Source organism: Paraburkholderia megapolitana (assembly GCF_007556815.1).
In the GTDB taxonomy this organism is placed as follows: Bacteria; Pseudomonadota; Gammaproteobacteria; order Burkholderiales; family Burkholderiaceae; genus Paraburkholderia; species Paraburkholderia megapolitana.
On sequence record NZ_CP041745.1, the window covers coordinates 174209 to 189550 of the forward strand.

The window sequence follows — 15342 nt, forward strand, 5'->3', positions numbered from 1 at the left end:
GATGCTTTGCCTCAGGATGACTTGTGAACCACATGCTCCGCCGAGCGCCGCCGCCGGTCGGCAAGCCGCCGGTAGATCATCGAGAACACCACCGGTACGAACACCAGCGTCGCGAGCGTGCCTATGGTGAGCCCGCCGATCACCGCGCGTCCGAGCGGCGCGTTCTGTTCGCCGCCTTCGCCGAGGCCGATCGCCATCGGCACCATACCGATCACCATCGCGAGCGCCGTCATTAGCACCGGACGAAAGCGCGTGAAGCCCGCTTCGATCGCCGCGCGCGTCGCGTCGCCGTGTTCGAGCAGTTGTTCGCGCGCAAAGCTGATCACGAGAATCGAGTTCGCGGTGGCGATGCCGATACACATGATCGCGCCGGTAAGCGCCGGAATCGACAGCGTGGTGTGCGTGAGGAACAGTATCCAGACGATACCCGCGAGCGCGCCCGGCAACGCGGTAATGATGATGAACGGATCGAGCCACGACTGGAAGTTCACGACAATCAGCAAATACACCAGCACGATGGCAAACAGCAGGCCCGTGAAGAGCCCCGAGAACGAGTCGTTCATCGTTTGCACCTGGCCGCGTACGGTGATCGTCGAGCCCTTCGGCAAATCGGCGGTGGCTGAGGCGATGACCTTGTCGATGTCGTCGGAGACCGCGCCGAGATCGCGATTGTCGGCGGTGCCGTAGATGTCGACCGTCGATTGCGCGTTGTAGTGCGTGGCCACCGCGTGGCCCGCTTCTCGGCGCATCGTCGACAGTGCACCGAGAATATTGCTGTGGCCGTTTGCGTTCAGCGGAATGTTGGCGAGTGCCTGCAGCGAGTCGATCGTGTATTGCGGGGCTTCGGTGATCACGTTGTAGCTGACGCCGTTGCGCGGATTCAGCCAGAACGTCGGCGTAGTTTGCTGGCTGCCTGAGAGCGTGATGAGCAGATCGCTCGCGATGTCCTTCTGCGTGAAGCCCGCTTGCTGCGCACGTGTGCGATCGACGTCGATGAAGATACGCGGCAGATCGGCCGGCTGCTGGATGCGCGTGTCGGCGAGACCAGGCACGCTGCGCAGCCGGTTCAGCAGCGTTGCGGCGAACGCGCGATTGGCGTCGACATCGCGGCCGACGATCTGGATATCGATCGGCGACGGCATACCGAAGTTGAGCGTCTGGCTGACGATGTCGGCGGGCAGAAACGCGAACTGCACGCCGGGGAACTCGTCGGTGAGTGTGCGGCGCAGGGTACGGACGTAATCGGCGGTCGGGTGGTGATCGGGGTTGAGTGTGATCAGCACGTCGGCATCTGAAGTACCGATCGTGCCAGTGTTGCTGTACGACAGGTTGATACCGGACACCGGCAGTCCGATGTTGTCGATCAGCGAATGGAGTTCGTCCGGTGGAATCAGCTGTCGAATACGTGAATCCACGCGGTCGGTGACAACCGCGGTTTCCTCGACACGCATGCCGGTTTTCGCACGCAGATGCAACGCGATCGTGCCCGCGTCGACCTGCGGAAAAAAGTCGCGACCGAGAAACGGGATCAGCAGCAACGACAGCCCGCAGCACAGCAGAAACACCACAACGAATACGCCAGGCCGCTCGACGCGCGCAACGAGGAACACCCGATAACGCTCGCGCAGTCGCGCAAAACCGCCCTCGAACGCGAGATGTACGCGCATGAACGGATTGCGACTCGCGCTCGCGTTTGTGCCACTAGCATGGTGCGGATCGGCAGCCCGGTGATGGTGACGCAGTAGATACTTCGCGAGCGTTGGCACGAGCGTACGCGAGAAGAAGTACGACGCGAGCATCGCGAACACGACCGCTTCGGCGAGCGGAATGAATAGATAGTGTGCGACACCCGAAAGTAAAAACATCGGCACGAACACGATGCAGATCGACAGCGTCGACACCAGTGTCGGAATCGCGATCTGGTGCGCGCCGTCCAGAATGGCTTGTTCGAGATTCTTGCCCTGCTCCAGCTGATGACTGACGTTCTCGATCGCCACCGTCGCATCGTCGACGAGAATCCCCACCGCGAGCGCAAGACCGCCTAGCGTCATGATGTTGATCGTCTCGCCGAGCGCCGATAGCGCGATGACGGAGGTGATCATCGACAGCGGAATCGATACGGCGATGATCAGCGTGGCGCGCCAGTTGCCGAGAAACAGAAGGATCATCAGGCCGGTCAGGCAGGCGGCGATCAACGCTTCGCGCAACACGCCCTGCACCGAGGCGCGCACGAACAGCGACTGGTCGGCTACAGGATCGATGTTCAGCGAGGCAGGCACGAGGTTGTGCAGCACCGGCATCATCTGCTTGATGCGATCGACGATTTCGAGCGTCGACGTGTTGCCGCTCTTGTTGATGGTCAGGAGCGCTGCTCGTTGACCATTCACGCGGACGATATTCGTCTGTGGCTGGAAACCGTCGCGCACGTGCGCGACGTCGCGGATATACACGGTGCCCGCGTCCGTCGTCCTGATCGGAATGTCGTTCAGACCCGCAAGCGTATCGGGACTCGCATTCATTTCCACCGAGTATTCAGTCGAACCGATTTTCGCCGTACCCGACGGCAGGATCAGATTTTGCGCACTGATTGCGTTGACGACGTCCATCGGCGACAGGTTGCGCTCCTGCAACTTGCGCGTATCGATGTCGACCATGATCTGCCGCTGCTTGCCGCCATAGGGCAACGGCGCGGACGCACCGGGCACGGTGGCGAGCTGCGTCTTCAGAAAGTTGTTACCGAAGTCGAACAGCTCCTGCTCGGTGAGCGATGCCGACGACAACGACAGCCGCAGGATCGGCACCGTCGATGCGTTGTAGCGCAGGATGTTCGGCGGCGTAATGCCGGGCGGCAGAGAACGCAATTGCGTTTGCGACAGCGCGGTGACTTCGGCGAGTGCTTCTTCGATGTTCGCGTGCGGCTGGAAGAAGATCTTCACGACCGCGATGCCGTTCAGCGAGGTGGATTCGGTGTGCTCGATATCGTTGACCGCCACCGACAGACCGCGCTCGTAATTGAGTACGATGCGCTTTTCCATCTCGTCGGCGGACAGGCCGTTATACGTCCAGATCACCGACAGCACGGGGATGTCGATATTCGGGAAGATATCGGTCGGCGTGCGCAGGATCGTCAACGGACCCACGATCAGCAGCAGCAACGCGAGAACGATGAACGTATACGGGCGCCGCAGCGCCAGGCGAACGATCCACATGAGCGGTGCGGTCGAAGTGAGGGTAAACCAGCCGGGCCGCGCGGGTGGCTGAAGCCGCGTGAGCGTCGGCTTGCCCGCGCGCCTGGACTATAGCGCGTATCGTATTCTGGATGCCCGATTTTGAGGAGCGTCGCTTACAGCAGGTATGCTGTATTCGTTACCATACGTTACAGTTAGCATTTCGTAAGAGTGATGGCATGGAAAGAGGGGACATCTGCCATTACTTTTTACTTTCCCGGTTTCGTCAAAACGGGAACAATGAGCTGAACGTATCAGAGTCACAGCATCACGCGGTTCGAATCAGGTGCGCGCGCAACGTTTCGACGTTGCCGTGTTTTTGTCACACATTGACCGGCATGAATTTTCAACAGCCGGCATGGGAGAGCGGGGAAACATCATGCAAGTCGGTTCTATCGTCCGATCCGTGCATATCGCCGTGCCTGCGGGCGCGCGCGGGATAGTCATGCGCCTGCTCGGCGACATGGCAATGGTGGCGTGGTACGCCGGTGAGCCCGGTACATCGTTGCAACTGAATACGGAACCCTTTTTCCTTGAAGACCTGATCGATACCGGCGACTTCGTTCGACCGGCCGGCGCGCAGATACATTGAGCGGTCGCGCGGTTTGACCGCGCACTGTCGAACCGCGCTCGTCATTCATGACGGCGCGGGGCACAATGCCGGCATGAACCACGACACCCAGGACCTGCAGGGCGGCGCCGACGGCGCCGTGCCTTTCGCCCGGCTCACGCCGGAATGCGTGCTGGACGCGCTCGACGGTGTGCTCAGCACGGTCGGCGTGCGCACGGACGGCCGCATGCTGCCGCTCAACAGCTACGAGAATCGCGTTTATCAAATCGGTGTCGAAGACGGCCCGCCGGTGATCGCGAAGTTTTATCGGCCGGCGCGCTGGACCGATGAAGCGATTCTCGAAGAACACGCGTTCGTCGACGAACTCGTCGCACACGAGATTCCCGCCGTGCCGGCGCGCGCATTCGAAGGCCGCACGCTGCATACGTTCGACGACTATCGCTTCGCGATCTTCGAGCGACGCGGCGGTCGTGCTCCCGATCTCGACCGGCGCGACACGCTCGAATGGCTCGGCCGTTTTATCGGCCGTATTCATGCCGTCGGTCAGACGCGGAACTACACCGCACGCCCCGTGCTCGACATCCAGACCTTCGGTCGCGAACCACGCGAGTTTCTGCTCACGCACGGCTTCGTGCCGGACAACGTTCGCACGGCGTGGACGACGGTGGTCGATCTTGCACTCGAAGGCGTCGAACAGGCATTCGAGCGCGCCGGCGAGATTCGCGCGCTGCGCATGCACGGTGACTGCCATCCGAGCAACGTGCTGTGGACCGATGCAGGTCCGCACTTTGTCGATTTCGACGACAGTCGCATGGGACCCGCGGTGCAGGATCTGTGGCTGCTGCTGCCGGGCGAACGTGAGGAGGCGTCCCGCGCGCTTGCCGATCTGCTGGCGGGCTATGAGGACTTCTGCGAATTCGAGCAGCGCGAGCTGTATCTGATCGAAGCGCTACGCACGCTGCGGCTGATTCACTACTCCGCGTGGCTCGCGCGTCGCTGGAACGATCCGGCGTTTCCGGCGGCGTTTCCATGGTTCAACACGCAGCGCTATTGGGAAGACCGCATTCTCGAGTTGCGTGAGCAGGTCGGTGCGATGCAGGAAGGGCCGCTGTGGCCGGTGTTCTGAACCGCACTGCGGGATAGTCTGATACCGGCCTCAGTCGGTAGTGTGTGAATCCAGAACGGCAAGCAGCGATTGCACATTCGGTGAGACGTCGTTGCTGCGCCATGCCACAGCAATTCTCAACTGGAAGTGATCGGAATCGTTTGCGAGGTCCTTGTACACGACCCCGGGGTGCGGGCTGGTGCGTACTTGCGCCGGCAGCAACACGACACCTATTCCCGCCGCGACCAGACTGACCATACTCGCCATCTGCCACGCCTCGAGCGCGATCCGCGGGCTGAATCCCGCAGCTTCGCAGGCCAGCAGGAATTTCGCGTGCAGGCTCGGGACCCGGTCCGGCGGGAAAGTCATGAACGCGTCGTCCGCGAGGTCCTCGAGCCGGATGGTCTGCGCCGCAGCGAGACGATGGTCACGCGGTATCACGGCAATGAAACGCTCGACCTCGATGGTGCGCACGTTCAGGTCGGCCGCGTCGTTGATCGGGAGCCGCAGGATGCCGATATCGATCTTGCCGGTGCGCAGATTCTCGATCTGCTCGACCGAGGTGAGTTCGCGCAGATCGATATGGATTGTCGGAAAGCGGATTCGAAATTGACGCAGCATGCGCGGTAGCAACTCATAGCTGACCGATCCGACGAAACCCACTGCCACGCGCCCCGAGACACCTTCGTTGGCGCGCCGCGCCGCATCGATTGCTTGCTGACCTTGCGCCAGCAACGCGCGCGCTTCGTCGAGAAATACCTTCCCGGCAGGCGTGAGCGCGACGAAGTGTCTGGAACGCGCAAAAAGCGCCACGCCTACCATTTCTTCGAGATTCTGGATGGCCTGACTCAGCGGAGGCTGCGCCATATGCAGCCTCGCGGCGGCGCGTCCGAAGTGCAATTCTTCGGCGACGGCGATGAACTGGTTCAGGAGGCGGGCGGCGATCATGGTGAGACTAAATATATATCAAAAGCAACGAATCTAGTGTTGGACGGATATCACGACGGGCATGCACACTGAATACGCTCGCTTACCTCGGGCCGCCCTTGAGCGAGTTCCGGTGTAACGCGATCGATAAACAGGAGACACCGCCGTGACGCACAAACGATATTTCGTTCGCCTGGACGACGTGCCCGGATACCACCCCGACAACCACCACGGAACATTGAACCGACGATTGATCGGTCGCGAAACGGTCGGCGCCGAGCGGCTTGAAGTGCTGCACGGGACTATCGAGAAAGGTAAAGGCGCTCTGCCTCATGCACATCCGGACATCGAGCAGGTGTGCTACCTGCTCGACGGTGTTGCGCTAGCAGAAGTGGACGGCCAACGCTGCGAGTTGAGGCCAGGTGATTGCTGTTATTTCCCGGCAGGGATGATGCACACGTTCACCGTTGTGAGCGAAGAGCCCGTCCGCGTTCTCGTTATCTATTCGCCGCCATACGAAGAGTCACCCGACCGGGTGATCCGTCCAGCGCCCTGACCGGGCCTCCCTGATCAAAAGACACGTCGACGCTCATGACGCGCGAAAGGAGACGGCATGCTCGCCATCATCGGGCTTGTTTCAGTAGTGACGTTGACCACCTTGATTCTGACGAGGCGGATGTCGCCTCTCGCAGCACTCATCGTCGTGCCGATCGTCGCCGCGTTAATGGGCGGCTTTGGACTGCAGACGACGACGTTCATCGTCAAGGGGATTCAAAGTGTCGCACCTGTGGTCGGCATGTTCATCTTTGCGATCGTCTTCTTCGGCATCGTGACCGACGCCGGCATGCTGGATCCGATCATCGACCGAATCCTGCGTACGGTGGGTGTGCGCCCGACACGCATCCTGATGGGCACGGCGCTCCTTGCGCTTCTCATTCATCTCGACGGGTCCGGTGCCGTCTGTTTTCTGATCACCGTGCCCGCCATGCTGCCCGTCTATGACCGGCTTGGCATGGATAAGCGCCTGCTCACGTGTACCGCGGCGCTGGCTGCGGGCGTGAATTTCCTGCCCTGGACAGGCGTGATGATTCGCGCGTCGGTCGCACTGCACATACCGGCGGCCGCGATCTTCGTGCCGCTCATTCCGGTACAGATCGTCGGCCTTGCGTTCGTGTTCGCGACTGCCTACGGACTTGGCAAGCGCGAGGAGCGTCGCCTCGGGCTCGTACGCGACGGTCGTTCTATTGCAATGCCCGTGCGCGAACTGACGGAACAGGAACGTGCGTTGCGTCGGCCCGCTCGCTTCTGGCCGAATCTGATCCTCACGGTCGTCGTGATGGCCACGATGATCAGCGGGAAGGTAGAACCGGTCGTCATGTTCATGGTCGGTACGGTGATCGCGCTATTTCTGAATTACCCGAACGTGGACGAGCAACGCCGCCGGGTCGATGCGCACGCAGGCGCAGCGCTTTTGATGGCGAGCGTGCTGCTGGCGGCGGGCGCCTTCACCGGCATCATGTCCGGAACCGGCATGCTGGATGCGATGGCCCGCGCCGCCGTCCACTTCATCCCCGCCGAACATGCGAGTCATATTCCGTTCATCATCGGACTGCTCTCGATGCCGCTCAGTCTGATCTTCGATCCAGACTCGTTTTACTTCGGCATTCTGCCCGTCGTGGCAGGTGCGGCTCATCAACTCGGCGTAGCGCCAATCCACGTGGGACAGGCCGCACTGCTTGGACAGATGACGACAGGTTTTCCGGTGAGTCCACTCACGCCGGCCACTTTTCTGCTCGTCGGTCTCGCGGGTGTCGAGCTTTCCGAGCACCAGAAATTTTCGATCCCGTTTCTGTTCGGCGCATCGGTCGTCATGACTTTTGCCGCGGTGATTGTCGGCACGTTTCCGCTCTGAAGGATGGTTGAAATGACTCACACGATGACGGGCTTACGAGCCCGCGCCACGGAGATTGCCCAGTGAATATCGAACGAACCGGGCCGCTCGCGGGCATCAAGGTGCTCGATCTTACGTCGGTGGTGATGGGGCCGTTTGCGACGCAGATTCTGGCGTCGCTCGGTGCCGAGGTGACCAAGATCGAGTCGCCCGAGGGGGACAACCTGCGCCATATCGGGCCCATGCGTCACACCGGCATGGGCCACATGTTTCTGCATGCGAACCGGGGTAAGCGCAGTCTGGTGCTCGATCTCAAGCAGCCGGATGCGCGCGGGGTCGCGCTGAAGCTCGTCGACACACACGACGTGCTGATATCCAACGTACGTCCCAACGCGCTCGCGCGTCTCGGTCTCGATTACGAGTCGTTGCGCGAGCGCAATCCACGTCTCATCCACGTGTCGTGCTGCGGTTTTGGACAGACAGGACCCTATGCGTCCAAACCCGCCTACGACGACTTGATCCAGGGCGCGGCGGGATTGCCGTGGTTGATGACCCGCTATGGAATAGGCGAGCCATGCTATGTCCCGACGACACTCGCGGATCGCGTGACGGGTCTTCATGCGGTGTACGCCGTAACGGCCGCTCTCTACGAGCGCGAGCGCTCGGGCATCGGGCAGGCGATCGTCGTGCCGATGTTCGAGACGATGGTGCAGTTCGTACTGGGCGATCATCTTGGCGGCTTGAGTTTCGATCCGCCCGAAGGCGATCCCGGTTATGCGCGACTACTGACCGCGAACCGGCGGCCGTATCGAACGAAAGACGGCTACCTTTGCGTGCTCGTCTACAACGATAAACATTGGCGAGCGTTCTTTGCGGCGATTAACAGGAGCGAACAGTTCGAGCGCGACAGCCGCTTCTCGAGCCAGACGAGTCGAGCGCAGCACATCGACGAGGTCTATGCGGAACTAGCGGAAATCATGGTCACGCGCACGACGAGCGAATGGCGCGAACTGCTCGATACGGCCGATATCCCGAACATGCCTATGAACTCGCCGTACGATCTGCTGGACGATCCACACCTGAACGCAGTGGAATTCATCAAGCAGTCTGAACACCCGTCGGAAGGGCGCGTGCTTGAACTCGGCAACCCCACCACATGGTCGCGCAGCACATGTACCGATGCGTCTCCTTCACCGCGGCTAGGCGAGCATTCGTTGTCGGTACTTGAGGAACTGGGATATTCAGCGGATGAAATCGCTGCACTCGAGGCCTCGGGCGCAACCAGTCTCAACCGATGACACCGATATCTCATGCGGCGTATGCGCCGCGATTGAGAAAATCGTAAGCCTGTGTAATGATAGCCGTTCTCATTTGAGGCGTAGCCAGCCCCTCACTGTTTCGCGGTGAGCGCCAGCCAGTACCTTGCCGGACCCCGCAGCCGTTCAGACATTTCATCGGTATTTCTTGTTTGTCTGCCGAAACGCGCTGCGACCGGTCCGATCCACCCGTTTATTCCATTGAATGCCGGTCAGGCTGCGCGATAGCGCGCGCCCAGGCCGTGCGCCGAAGCCGCTGTGCCTGGAGTTCCGTGAACGCGCCCGAACCAATCGATGTCCCTTCCGCTACGCGTGCCGGCACGACGTATCACCCTGTGCCGACGCCGCAGTCGGGCGCACATGGCCACCATCTCGTCGACGACGTGCAACGCCTTGCGCGGCAACGCCGTTCGCGTCGCGCAACGTTCATCAAGTGGCTACGCAAGGTGCACGGCTGGGTCGGCTTGTGGGGCGCGGTGCTGGGGCTGCTGTTCGGCGTGACCGGCTTTCTGCTGAATCACCGCGCCGGTCCGCTGAAGGTGTCGTCCGGCGAACCGCAGGTCGAACAGCTGCAAATTCCGCTACCGGCTCGCAAGCTCGAATCGCCGCTCGATATGGCGCACTGGCTGCAGGGCGAACTGCATCTCGACGGTAAGCCGAGCAAGCCGCGTCGCGAGCCGTCGCACCCGGTGGCATGGGGCGACCGCAGCGCCGTGCAGCCGGAGTTCTGGCAGGTTGGTATCTTCGGTACGCGGCAGAACGTGCAGGCCGAATACTGGGTCGGCAACGGCTATGTGTCGGTCAAGCGCACGCAGAATTCGTTTCTCACGACGATGAATAACCTGCATCGCGGCGTCGGGCTCAGCATCGGCTGGGTGCTGCTCGTCGATACGCTTGCCGGCGGAATGATCCTGCTTTCGTTGACCGGTGTGTTGCTGTGGACCGAGCTCAACAAGCGCCGTACCGTTGGCGTCGTGCTGGTGCTTGGGTCGCTGATCGCTGCGGTGGCGCTTGGGTTGCTGTGATGGCGCGGACTCGTTTCTGCGTGGCGTGACGAGTCTGCGTTGCAAAGCCGTGCGTGCGGCAAACCACTTACACGCTGCAGGTCGCTCCACCACTGGCGGCCACCTCGCGGGCCGCCTTCGCGCCTTCCACCTGCAGCAACGTCGGCAGCGACACGCCGTTCTTCGCCGCCGTCACTTCCGCAAGAATCGACACCGCGATCTCCGGCGGTGTACGGCTGCCGATATAAATACCGACCGGTCCATGCAACCGGGCCAGCTCGGTATCGTTCAGATCGAATTCCCTCAGACGCTCGCGCCGCGCCGCGTTGTTGCGCCGCGAACCGAGCGCGCCGACATAGAACGCGGGCGTCTTCAACGCTTCCATCAGCGCGAGATCGTCGAGCTTCGGATCGTGTGTGAGCGCGATCACCGCGCACCGTTCGTCGAGCCGCATGTCGAGCACGGTGTCGTCGGGCATCGTGCGAACGATCTTCGTGCCCGGTATGTTCCACTCGTCCGTGTACTCTTCGCGCGGATCGCAGACGGTTACCTGGTAGTCGAGACCGACGGCGATATTGCACAGGTAGCGCGACAGTTGCCCCGCGCCGATCACGAGCATGCGGTAGCGCGGACCGTGAATGGTCAAAAGACGTGTGCCGTCGAAGTCGATGCCGTCGGTGGCCTGCGCGGCGTCGAGCCGCACCGTGCCGCTCGCCATATCGACCGAGCGCGCGACGAGCCGGCCTTCTTCCACCGAACGACATAGCGTAGCGATGCCGCTCGCCTGCGTCAGCGGCTCGAGCACGAGCTGGATCGTGCCGCCGCACGGCAGGCCGAAACGATGTGCTTCTTCCGCGGTGATGCCGTACTTCACCGCTTCTGGCAAAGTCTGCTCGATGCCGCGCTGGCGCACGCGATCGATCAGATCGTCTTCGATGCAGCCACCCGATACCGAGCCGACCACCAGGCCGTCGTCGCGTATCGCGAGCATCGCGCCTTCCGGACGCGGCGACGAGCCCCACGTCTTCACGACCGTTACCAGCAGCGCGCGGTGTCCCTGCTCCAGCCAGCGTTCACTGGACTTCAGGACTTCGAGGTCGACGCTGTCCATGATTTTTTCCTCTCCGGTTGAGGCTCTTCCATCTGGCCGCCGTCGGCGGACCGGTTCGCGGAATGGTGCAATTGTGCCGCAGCATCGGCTGCCGTGCCGCCAGCCCGCCCAGCGGCCGCACCGCTCACCTGCTCGCCGAAGCGACGAAAAAATTCGCCCACGATCTTGCGTACCGCGCCGCCGAGAATCCTCGAGCCGATCTGCGCGAGCTTGCCGCCCATGTGCGCGCTTGCGGTGTACGAGAGCTTCGTGGTGTCGTCGCCGACGGATTCGAGCGTGATGTGCGCGGCACCGCTACCGAAGCCGGCAGTACCGCCCTGACCTTCGAAAACGATCGTATAGGAGCGCGGCGCGTCGATGTCGGTGAGACGCAAGCGGCCTTTGAAGTGCACTTTCACCGGGCCGACCGTGACGCTCATCGACAGTGCGAACACGTTTTCCTGTTCCACTTCGATGCGGTCGCAACCGGGAATCGACGCACGCAGGATCGTCGTGTCGTTGAGCGCTTCCCAGGCGCGCTGCTGGGAGACGGGCAGCGTGTAGCTCTCGGTCAGTTCCATGACGGGGTTCCTCCGGATGGCGTGGCTCGTACGGCGGCACGAGGGGCACGAGGGGCACGCGGCGGCGCATGCACGTGAGGCGCGAGAGCGCAGCCGGACGCGGCAAGGCTGTGGAGATTATGAACCGGCCGGCGCATGTCGACATGCGCCGGCGTCGCGAGGACCGCGCCCTCGCAGTGTGCGCGCTAGCGATTGCCCTCGGCCAGCTTCGAATGGCGTCGCGAATAGCCGAAGTAGATCACCATGCCGATCACGAGCCAGGCGACGAAGGCGATCCATGTGATCAGTTGCAGATTGAGCATCAGGAACAGGCACGACGCGACGGCCAGCACCGGCACGACCGGTACGCCGGGGCAACGGAATGCGCGCGGCAGCTCCGGGTGCGTCTTGCGCAGGATCAGTACCGCGATCGACACCATCGAGAATGCCGCGAGCGTGCCGATGTTGATCAGTTCGGCCAGCACGTTCAGCGGCACCAGCGCGCCGATCAGGCCGAAGAAAATGCCCACCAGCCACGTCGTGAAGAACGGCGTCGCAAAGCGCGGATGCACGCGTGACAGCACCGCGGGCAGCAGCCCGTCGCGCGACATCGCGAAGATCACGCGCGTCTGGCCGTAGGCCATCACGAGAATCACGGTCAGCATGCCGAGCACGGCGCCGAGATCGATGAAGCCGGCCACCCAGGGCTGGCCGGCTACCTGCAGCGCGTACGACACCGGGTGCGAGATGTTGGCGAACTGCGCGTACGGCACGATGCCGGTCACGACAGCCGCGACCGCGACGTACAGCACCGCGCATACGCCGAGCGACGCGATGATGCCGACCGGCAAGTCGCGCTTCGGATTCTTCACTTCCTCCGCCGCCGACGACACTGCATCGAAGCCGATAAACGCGAAGAACATCACGGCAGCGGCGCCGAACACGCCGTTCCAGCCGTTCGGCATGAACGGATGCCAGTTCGCGGGCGTGACGTGGAACACGCCTACTGCAATGACCAGCAGCACGACGACGACCTTGATCGAGACCATGATGTTGTTCACGCGAGTCGATTCGCGCACGCCGACCGACAGCAGCGCGGTAATCGCCATCATCACCAGGAAGGCCGGCAGGTTGAACAGTGTGTGGACGCCTGGCACCGCGCCGGGCGCGGCCGTCAGCACGTCGGGCAGCGAGATGCCGAAGCCGTGCAGCAGCGACTGCAGATAGCCCGACCAGCCCACCGATACGGCAGAGGTGGCAAGCCCGTATTCGAGCATCAGATCCCAGCCGATGATCCACGCGGCCAGCTCGCCGAGCGTCGCATACGAATACGTGTAGATCGAGCCGGCCACCGGAATCGTCGAGGCGAATTCCGCGTAGGCCAGCGCGGCGAAGCCGCACGCCACTGCCGCAATGAGGAACGACAGCATCAGCGCCGGGCCAGCCTGCACGGCGCCCGTGCCGGTCAGCACGAAAATACCGGTACCGATGATCGCGCCGACGCCGAGGAAGGTCAGATCGAGTGCGCCGAGCGCTTTCTTGAGTCCGGCGCTCTGGGCACCGGCGAGCATCTGCTCGACGTTCTTCTTGCGGAAGAGGGACATTGGCGAGGGTCTCCTGTAAAGCACGCTTATTGCGCGCCGAATGTCGGGAAACCGTCAATTCTAGCGGATGTGTAGCGGCATGCTTGCTGGGTACGCGTATCGCGGTGTGACCTGGGCGAGGGCCGCAGCGGCGGCAGCATTGCCGCGCGGGGTTAGGGAAGACTCACTCAGGCGGTCATTGCCGGATTCAGGTCGACGAGGCGGTTGCTCATTACGTAGAAGGTGAGTTCGGCGTTATTGCTGAGGCGCATCTTCTCCAGCAGGCGTGTGCGGTACACGCTGACCGTCTTGACCGACAGCGACAGCGTCTGCGCAATGTCGGTCAGCCGTTGGCCCGAGGCGAGCATGCAAAGCGTCTGGTATTCGCGGTCGGAGAGCTTTTCGTGCGGCAGTTGCTCGCCGTCGAACGACACGTAGTTGGCGAGCGCCTCGGCCATCGCGGGGCTCACGTACTTGCGGCCGGCGGCGACCTGCTGGATCGCGCCGATCATCTGCGCGGCATCGACGGTTTTCGACAGATAACCCGCCGCGCCGGCCTTCAGCGCCCGCACCGCGTACTGGTCCTCGCGATACATCGAGAACATCAGCACCGGTACGCGCGGTGTCTTGCGCTTGATCCGCTTGAGCACTTCGACGCCGTTCATGTCGGGCAGCGAGATGTCGAGCAGGATGACGTCGTAGGCCTGCTTCGCCACGCTTGCGAGCGCTTCGGCGCCGGTTTGCGCTTCGGCGACTTCGATGGCGATGCCGCGGTCGAGCAGCAGATGACGGACGCCCTGGCGGACGACGGCGTGATCGTCGGCGAGCAGAATGCGCAGGCTCATGACGGTCCGCCTGCGCTTGAGCGCCGTGCGGTAGCGTGCGGCGAGGTATGCGGAGCGTGCGGCGCGACCGGTGGCGTGAGGGGCGGCATAAGCGCGAGTAACGCGTCCCACGCGAAACGGGCGCGCACCGTCGTGCCGCGCGCCTTGCCGTCCGCCGCTTCGCGCGCGCTGCTGACACGCAGCGTGCCGCCAAACGCCTCGCAGCGCGCCCGCATGCCGGCCACACCGAAATGACCCTGCGCTTCGCCGCGCCGACGGCGTGCGTCGCGCGGCAGGCCGATGCCGTCGTCGCTGATAGCCAGCGTCAGATACCGGCGATTGGTCTCGATGCGCACGTTCGCGCACGATGCGTGGGCGTGCCGGGCTGTGTTGTTCAGCGCTTCCTGGGCGACGCGAAACACGGCGAGCGTTGCGTCGGCGGGAAGGCGGGTGAGGCGCACGTCGGCGGTACAGACGAAGCTCGTGCGCAGGCCGGTGCGGGTCGCGAAGCCGCCGGCCCATTGTGCGAGCGTGGCGACGATGCCGGCTTCCAGCGACGGTGCGTGCAGACCGGCGACTGCCTGGCGCGTCGCTTCGCAGGCGGCGTCGAGCGAACGGTTCGCAACGGCAAGTGAGGCCGCGCATTGCGGCGGTGCATCGGCGGGCAGCCAGGTATCGACACCGGCAAGCGCAAAACGGCTGGCGGTCAGCTCGGCGCCCACGCCGTCGTGCAGTTCGCGCGCGAGATGGCGACGTGCGGCTTCCTGCGCACCGACGAGTTCGGCGGCCAGCTCGCGCACGCGTTTGCGCAGTCGGATGAGTTCGTCATCGGCGGTGCAGACAAAAGAACGCATGCGAACCTCTAGCCCCCAGACATGCCCGTTGCTTGTACGACTTGACGGACAATTGTTACGTTGGAGCGTAACGAAATTTACATTTAGCAACAAATCGGATCTAACCCTGGTGGGGATTCTGACTATCGTCGCTGAGCCGCGATGATATCCGAAAAAAACCAGGAATACCGATGTAGCAAGGCTTAGAGCGTGGTCTTCGCGTAAAGTCTAAGGTTTGTCAAAGAGTGGGATGTCAGAAAAACGCCGACAAGAAAGGTTAAATCCTGAAGTCGAATTTGTAACTACGCCGGTTGCCGCCGGCAGAAGCACGCCGATGGCGCCGCACAAACAAAAACCGGAGCGCGAGGCTCCGGTTTTGCGGTGACGAAGGGGCCGCAATGGCCCCGAGCA

13 protein-coding genes are annotated in these 15342 nt (G+C 62.6%); 6 read left to right on the forward strand and 7 right to left on the reverse strand.

Annotated features, from left to right (window positions below):
* Window positions 1-11 precede the first annotated feature (11 nt).
* Window positions 12-3209, reverse strand: coding sequence for an efflux RND transporter permease subunit (locus FNZ07_RS14120; RefSeq protein ID WP_091019469.1), 3198 nt, complete (start codon window positions 3207-3209; stop codon window positions 12-14).
* A 397-nt stretch (window positions 3210-3606) separates the two neighbouring features.
* On the opposite strand from FNZ07_RS14120, the gene FNZ07_RS14125 reads away from it, so the two are divergent.
* On the forward strand, window positions 3607-3819 hold the full coding sequence (locus FNZ07_RS14125) for a hypothetical protein (RefSeq protein WP_091019471.1): 213 nt from the start codon (window positions 3607-3609) through the stop codon (window positions 3817-3819).
* 73 nt (window positions 3820-3892) lie between these two features.
* Complete coding sequence (locus FNZ07_RS14130; RefSeq protein WP_091019568.1) at window positions 3893-4924, forward strand: serine/threonine protein kinase; 1032 nt, start codon at window positions 3893-3895, stop codon at window positions 4922-4924.
* Window positions 4925-4954: 30 nt separating this feature from the next.
* Here FNZ07_RS14130 and FNZ07_RS14135 read toward each other — a convergent pair whose 3' ends face one another.
* Entirely contained in the window at window positions 4955-5851 is an 897-nt protein-coding gene (locus FNZ07_RS14135; RefSeq protein ID WP_091019473.1) for a LysR family transcriptional regulator, read from the reverse strand.
* 145 nt (window positions 5852-5996) lie between these two features.
* On the opposite strand from FNZ07_RS14135, the gene FNZ07_RS14140 reads away from it, so the two are divergent.
* From FNZ07_RS14140 to FNZ07_RS14155, 4 genes are all read left to right on the forward strand, one after another.
* The gene (locus tag FNZ07_RS14140) at window positions 5997-6386 is read left to right on the forward strand and encodes a cupin domain-containing protein (protein ID WP_091019476.1); all 390 of its coding nucleotides are present in this window, start codon (window positions 5997-5999) and stop codon (window positions 6384-6386) included.
* Between the two features lie 57 nt (window positions 6387-6443).
* Complete coding sequence (locus FNZ07_RS14145) at window positions 6444-7742, forward strand: CitMHS family transporter (RefSeq protein ID WP_091019479.1); 1299 nt, start codon at window positions 6444-6446, stop codon at window positions 7740-7742.
* A 62-nt stretch (window positions 7743-7804) separates the two neighbouring features.
* Window positions 7805-9019, forward strand: a complete 1215-nt coding sequence (locus FNZ07_RS14150; protein ID WP_245811734.1) for a CaiB/BaiF CoA transferase family protein — start codon at window positions 7805-7807, stop codon at window positions 9017-9019.
* A 353-nt stretch (window positions 9020-9372) separates the two neighbouring features.
* Entirely contained in the window at window positions 9373-10062 is a 690-nt protein-coding gene (locus tag FNZ07_RS14155) for a PepSY-associated TM helix domain-containing protein (RefSeq protein ID WP_372342630.1), read from the forward strand.
* A 67-nt stretch (window positions 10063-10129) separates the two neighbouring features.
* Here FNZ07_RS14155 and FNZ07_RS14160 read toward each other — a convergent pair whose 3' ends face one another.
* The 5 genes from FNZ07_RS14160 to FNZ07_RS14180 all read right to left on the reverse strand — a co-directional run bounded on the left by FNZ07_RS14160 (window position 10130) and on the right by FNZ07_RS14180 (window position 14952).
* Entirely contained in the window at window positions 10130-11152 is a 1023-nt protein-coding gene (locus tag FNZ07_RS14160) for an XdhC family protein (RefSeq protein ID WP_091019485.1), read from the reverse strand.
* Complete coding sequence (locus tag FNZ07_RS14165; RefSeq protein WP_091019488.1) at window positions 11125-11712, reverse strand: CoxG family protein; 588 nt, start codon at window positions 11710-11712, stop codon at window positions 11125-11127. The genes FNZ07_RS14160 and FNZ07_RS14165 overlap by 28 nt, the downstream gene beginning before the upstream one ends.
* Window positions 11713-11897: 185 nt before the next feature.
* Window positions 11898-13295 (reverse strand): amino acid permease, encoded by a 1398-nt coding sequence (locus FNZ07_RS14170; RefSeq protein ID WP_091019490.1) that lies wholly within the window; start codon window positions 13293-13295, stop codon window positions 11898-11900.
* Window positions 13296-13462: 167 nt separating this feature from the next.
* The gene (gene rqpR / locus FNZ07_RS14175; protein WP_091019493.1) at window positions 13463-14119 is read right to left on the reverse strand and encodes a response regulator transcription factor RqpR; all 657 of its coding nucleotides are present in this window, start codon (window positions 14117-14119) and stop codon (window positions 13463-13465) included.
* Window positions 14116-14952, reverse strand: coding sequence for a sensor histidine kinase (locus tag FNZ07_RS14180; protein ID WP_091019495.1), 837 nt, complete (start codon window positions 14950-14952; stop codon window positions 14116-14118). The genes rqpR and FNZ07_RS14180 overlap by 4 nt, the downstream gene beginning before the upstream one ends.
* Window positions 14953-15342: the final 390 nt, after the last annotated feature.

Coding starts and splice junctions, on each gene's coding strand:
- FNZ07_RS14120 (WP_091019469.1), bottom strand. CDS start 3,209: ATGTGGATCGTTCGCCTGGCGCTGCGGCGCCCGTATACGTTCATCGTT.
- FNZ07_RS14125 (WP_091019471.1), top strand. CDS start 3,607: ATGCAAGTCGGTTCTATCGTCCGATCCGTGCATATCGCCGTGCCTGCG.
- FNZ07_RS14130 (WP_091019568.1), top strand. CDS start 3,893: ATGAACCACGACACCCAGGACCTGCAGGGCGGCGCCGACGGCGCCGTG.
- FNZ07_RS14135 (WP_091019473.1), bottom strand. CDS start 5,851: ATGATCGCCGCCCGCCTCCTGAACCAGTTCATCGCCGTCGCCGAAGAA.
- FNZ07_RS14145 (WP_091019479.1), top strand. CDS start 6,444: ATGCTCGCCATCATCGGGCTTGTTTCAGTAGTGACGTTGACCACCTTG.
- FNZ07_RS14160 (WP_091019485.1), bottom strand. CDS start 11,152: ATGGACAGCGTCGACCTCGAAGTCCTGAAGTCCAGTGAACGCTGGCTG.
- FNZ07_RS14165 (WP_091019488.1), bottom strand. CDS start 11,712: ATGGAACTGACCGAGAGCTACACGCTGCCCGTCTCCCAGCAGCGCGCC.
- FNZ07_RS14170 (WP_091019490.1), bottom strand. CDS start 13,295: ATGTCCCTCTTCCGCAAGAAGAACGTCGAGCAGATGCTCGCCGGTGCC.
- rqpR (WP_091019493.1), bottom strand. CDS start 14,119: ATGAGCCTGCGCATTCTGCTCGCCGACGATCACGCCGTCGTCCGCCAG.
- FNZ07_RS14180 (WP_091019495.1), bottom strand. CDS start 14,952: ATGCGTTCTTTTGTCTGCACCGCCGATGACGAACTCATCCGACTGCGC.